The organism is Bordetella sp. (assembly GCF_057362025.1).
The window spans coordinates 1-4,412 of the sequence record NZ_JBMQQZ010000058.1 but is presented as its reverse complement, the minus strand read 5'-3'; the positions used below and the strand labels follow the sequence as shown (position 1 = coordinate 4,412).

2 protein-coding genes are annotated in these 4,412 nt (G+C 66.7%); one reads left to right on the top strand and one right to left on the bottom strand.

Annotated elements, in window-relative coordinates:
- Positions 1 to 3,348 (top strand): indolepyruvate ferredoxin oxidoreductase family protein (locus tag ACO1P8_RS11200; protein ID WP_486295963.1); only part of this gene is annotated, 3,348 nt, incomplete at its 5' end.
- A gap of 12 nt (positions 3,349 to 3,360) precedes the next feature.
- On the opposite strand, the gene ACO1P8_RS11195 is transcribed toward ACO1P8_RS11200, so the two are convergent.
- Positions 3,361 to 4,233, bottom strand: a complete 873-nt coding sequence (locus ACO1P8_RS11195) for a Bug family tripartite tricarboxylate transporter substrate binding protein (RefSeq protein ID WP_486295962.1) — start codon at positions 4,231 to 4,233, stop codon at positions 3,361 to 3,363.
- Positions 4,234 to 4,412 lie beyond the last annotated feature (179 nt).

Genomic DNA, 4,412 nt, shown 5'->3' with positions numbered 1-4,412 from the left:
CGCGGGTCGCCGCTGGGCGGCGTGGACATGGCCATGTGGAAGGCAAAAGACGTCCTCGACGCCAACCAGATCAGCTTCCTGCCGGCGATCAACGAAGACATGGCCGCTACTGTCATCATGGGCACGCAGCAAGCGGGCGTGCGCGAGGACCGCAAGGTCGATGGCGTGTTCTCCCTATGGTATGGCAAGGGTCCCGGCGTGGACCGCGCCGGCGACGCCCTGCATCATGGCACCGCCGCGGGGGCGTCGCGCCATGGCGGCGTGCTGGTCGTGGTGGGCGACGATCACACGGCGGTGTCGTCGTCGATCCCGCATTCCAGCGAAGCATCGCTGATCGCATGGCGAATGCCCGTGTTGCATCCGGCATCGGTCGACGAATACGAAGCCTTCGGTCTTTATGGCTGGGCGCTGTCCCGTCACGCGGGGACGTGGGTGGCGTTCAAGGCGGTTTCCGAAACCGTGGAAAGCGGCCGTTCTTTCATGCCCGCGCCGGTGCCGTCCTATGACATGCCGGAGGATCCGGGGCTGCCGGCCAGCGAGCTGGAATACTCGGCTCGCGAGTTCCTGTCGCTGGCGGTGGAAAAGCGCATGAATACGCGGATGAAAGCGGTGCGCGCGTTTGTCCGCCGTCATTCGATCGACAAACTGGTCTGCGCCGCGCCCAGGGCGACACTGGGGATCGTGACGGTCGGCAAGGCGCATCTGGATACCATGGAGGCGCTGGCGCGGCTGGGCATCGATACCGGAACGGCCAACGCGCCCGTGCGGATCTACAAGCCTGGCGTGACGTGGCCGCTGGATGCGGAACGCCTGCGGCAATTCGCGCAAGGCCTGCAACACATTCTGGTGGTGGAAGAGAAAAACGCCGTGGTGGAAGGCCAGGTCAAGGATCTGTTTTTCAACCAGCCCGACCGCCCCACCGTGGTGGGCAGGAACGGCCTGGATGGCGATCCGCTGATCCCTTCCGCCGGCCAGTTGCGTCCCTCTCTGCTGGTCGAACCGCTGGCGGCCTGGCTTGCGCGGACCTCGGATCTGCGGCCGGTGATGGACCCGTCGGAATTTACCTGTCCGGCTCCGGTGTCCAACGACGCCGACGGCATGCGGCGCCGTCCGTACTTTTGTTCCGGCTGCCCGCACAACACGTCCACCAAAGTCCCCGAAGGCAGCCAGGCCCTGGCCGGCGTCGGCTGCCACTACATGGCGGCTTGGATGGACCGGGACACGGGTGGCCTGACGCAGATGGGCGGCGAAGGCGCCGACTGGATCGGCCTGTCCCGATACATAAGGGCACCACACGTCTTCCAGAACATGGGCGAAGGCACCTACTTCCATTCGGGGTACCTGGCGATACGGCAAGCCATCGCGGCCAAGGCCGACATCACGTACAAGATCCTGTTCAACGATGCGGTGGCCATGACGGGTGGGCAGCCGGTGGACGGCGCGATTTCGGTGCCGCGGATATGCCGGCAATTGCGGGGCGAGGGCGTCGAGCGCATCGTCATCACTACCGACGAACCGGAAAGATACCGGGGTGTGGACGTGGCGGACGCCACCGTGCACCATCGCCGCGAGCTGGACGCGCTGCAGCGCGAACTGCGAGAGGTGCGCGGCGTTAGCGTGCTGATCCACGATCAGGCCTGTGCGGCCGAAAAGCGCCCCCGCCGCAAGAAGGGCGCCCTGGCCGATCCGCCGCGCCGCATGGTCATCAACAGCGCGGTTTGCGAGGGATGCGGCGATTGCGGCACGACCTCGAACTGCCTGTCGGTGGTTCCGCTGGAAACTCCCTATGGCCGCAAGCGCGCGATCGAACAATCCAGCTGCAATAAGGACTACTCCTGCGCCGACGGTTTCTGTCCGAGCTTCGTTTCGGTCGTGGACGGAAAATTGCGCAAAAGCGCGGCGCCGGCGTTCGAGCAGGACCGCCTGCGTACCTTGATCGCGGCCCTGCCCATGCCGGCCGTCGAACCCGTATCCGCGCCTTACCGGCTATTGGTCGCCGGCATGGGCGGGACGGGTGTTATCACCATCGGCGCGCTGGTGTCCATGGCGGCGCATCTGCAAGGGTTGTCGGCGTCGGTGCTCGACCTGACGGGGCTGGCGCAAAAAGGCGGCTCCGTGATCAGCCACATCCGGCTGGCGCCGCGGCACATGGAGGGCGGTCCCGTGCGCCTGGACTGGCAACAGGCCGATGCCGCGATCCTGTGCGATCCGGTGGCCGCCATCGCGCCCGATGCGCTGGGCGCGCTGCGCAAAGGCGCGACGCGCGTGACGATGAATACCTATGTGGCGCCGGTATCCGATTTCACGCGGAATCCGGATGCGGCCATGCGGCCCGACGCGCTTCTGGCCAAGGTAAAACATGCGGCGGGCGAGCATCGGACGGCCGCCATCGATGCGCACGGCGCTGCGCTGGCGCTGTTCGGCGACAGCATCCTGTCGAATATTTTCATGCTGGGTTATGCGTGGCAGCGCGGCGATGTGCCCGTGACGTACGAGGCGCTGTCGCGCGCGATCGAACTGAACGGCGTGGCGGTGGCATCGAACCGCGCGGCATTCGATGCGGGGCGTCTGGCCGCGCATCAGCCGCGGGCGTTGGCCGATGTGCTGGAACCTCGTACATCGGTGATTCACCTGAGCGTGCCCGAAACCCTGGATGCCGCCCTCGCGCGCCGCGTCGCGGACCTGACCTTGTATCAGGACGCGGCCTATGCCACGCGGTACCGGCAGTTCGTCGAACGCGTGGCCGAGCGCGAGCGGGAAGTGATCGCGCTGTCCGGCACGCGGCGTTCGTCCCGCCTGGCGCTAGCCGTGGCCCGCAATCTATTCAAGTTGATGGCGTACAAGGACGAATACGAAGTCGCGCGCCTGTACACCGATGGCGGTTTTGCGCGGCAATTGGCGGGCCAGTTCGAAGGCGTCGCGGGCCGCGATTACCAGTTGCGGTTTCATCTGGCGCCGCCCGTATTCGCGCGCAAGGATCCGCGTACGGGTGCTCCCCGCAAGATGACGTTCGGGCCGCGCATGCTGACGGCAATGAAGCTGCTGGCCCGGATGAAGGGGCTGCGAGGCACCTGGCTGGATCCGTTCGGCCGCAGCGCCGAACGCAGGATGGAGCGCGAACTGATCCGGCAGTATTGCCAGGCGATCGACACGCTGCTGGCCACGCTAAGCCCGGACAATCTGGACCGCGCCGCCAGGATCGCCGCGCTGCCCGAGCAGGTCCGGGGTTATGGCCATATCAAGGCCGCCAGCGTGGAACGCTATCGCGCGCAACTTGCGCGGGAGCTGCAGGTGACGGAAGCCCCGACCGGTGCCATGCATGGCCTTGAGGGGCGCCGCATCGCGTGACGTCCGGCGCTTTCATCCGACCTTGGCGCCGGACCGGCGCACCACGTCGCCCCACTTGGCCGATTCCGATTTGATGAAGGCGGCGAATTGTTCCGGCGTCGAGGACTCCGGGTTGAAGTAGTTCGCCTCCATTTGCTGGATGACGGTCCTATCACGCAGTGCTTTGATGACTTCGGCGTTCAGGCGTTGGACGATGTCCGCCGGCAGGTGGGCAGGGCCGACCAGTCCGTACCAGACGCTGGCCTCGTAGCCGGGCAGGCCCGACTCGGCCAGCGTCGGAACGTTGGGCAACTGCGGCAATCGCGTTTTGCTGGTGGTGGCCAGCGCGCGCAGCTTGCCTGCATGGATCAGGCCGACCACACCGGGCGTGGAGGCGAAGCTCAGGTCGATCTGCCCGGCCAGCAAGTCGTTGGTGGCGGGCGCCGCGCCCTTGTAGGGGACCTGCGTGATATCGATGCCGGCTTTCATCCTGCAGAGCTCGGTGGCCAGGTGTGCCGCGCTGCCGGGCACCAGGCCGTAGTTCAGCTTGCCGGGATGCGCCTTGGCGTACGCGACCAGGTCGTGGAAAGTCTTGAGGCTGGACTTGGGATTGACCACCACCACGAAGGGCGCCGTGGCCGCCAGGCTGATCGGCGCGAAATCCTTGATGGGGTCGAACGGCAGGTTGCCATAGAGCGTGGCGTTGATGGACAGCGGACCCGATGTCCCGAGGAACAGGGTGTAGCCGTCCGGATGGGCCTTGGCGACGTACTCGGCGCCGATATCCCCGCCGGCGCCCGGGCGATTCAGGATGACGACGGACTGCCCCAGGCTTTGGCTGAGCGGCTTGGCGAGGATGCGCGCCAAGAGATCGGTCGGTCCGCCGGCGGTCAGCGGTACGACCACTTCGATCGGGTGGTCGGGCCACGCGGCGGCCGCTGGGGGCCGCCGCCGGCGGCCTGGCGCTGCTTGCCGGGTTGCCGGCGAGCGAACGCCAGGCCATCCTGGCCGATAACCGTAGCCAGATGGACGCTTACGAAAAACTGTACGGACGCTCGATGGAGGCCGCGGTGGCGGACACGCTG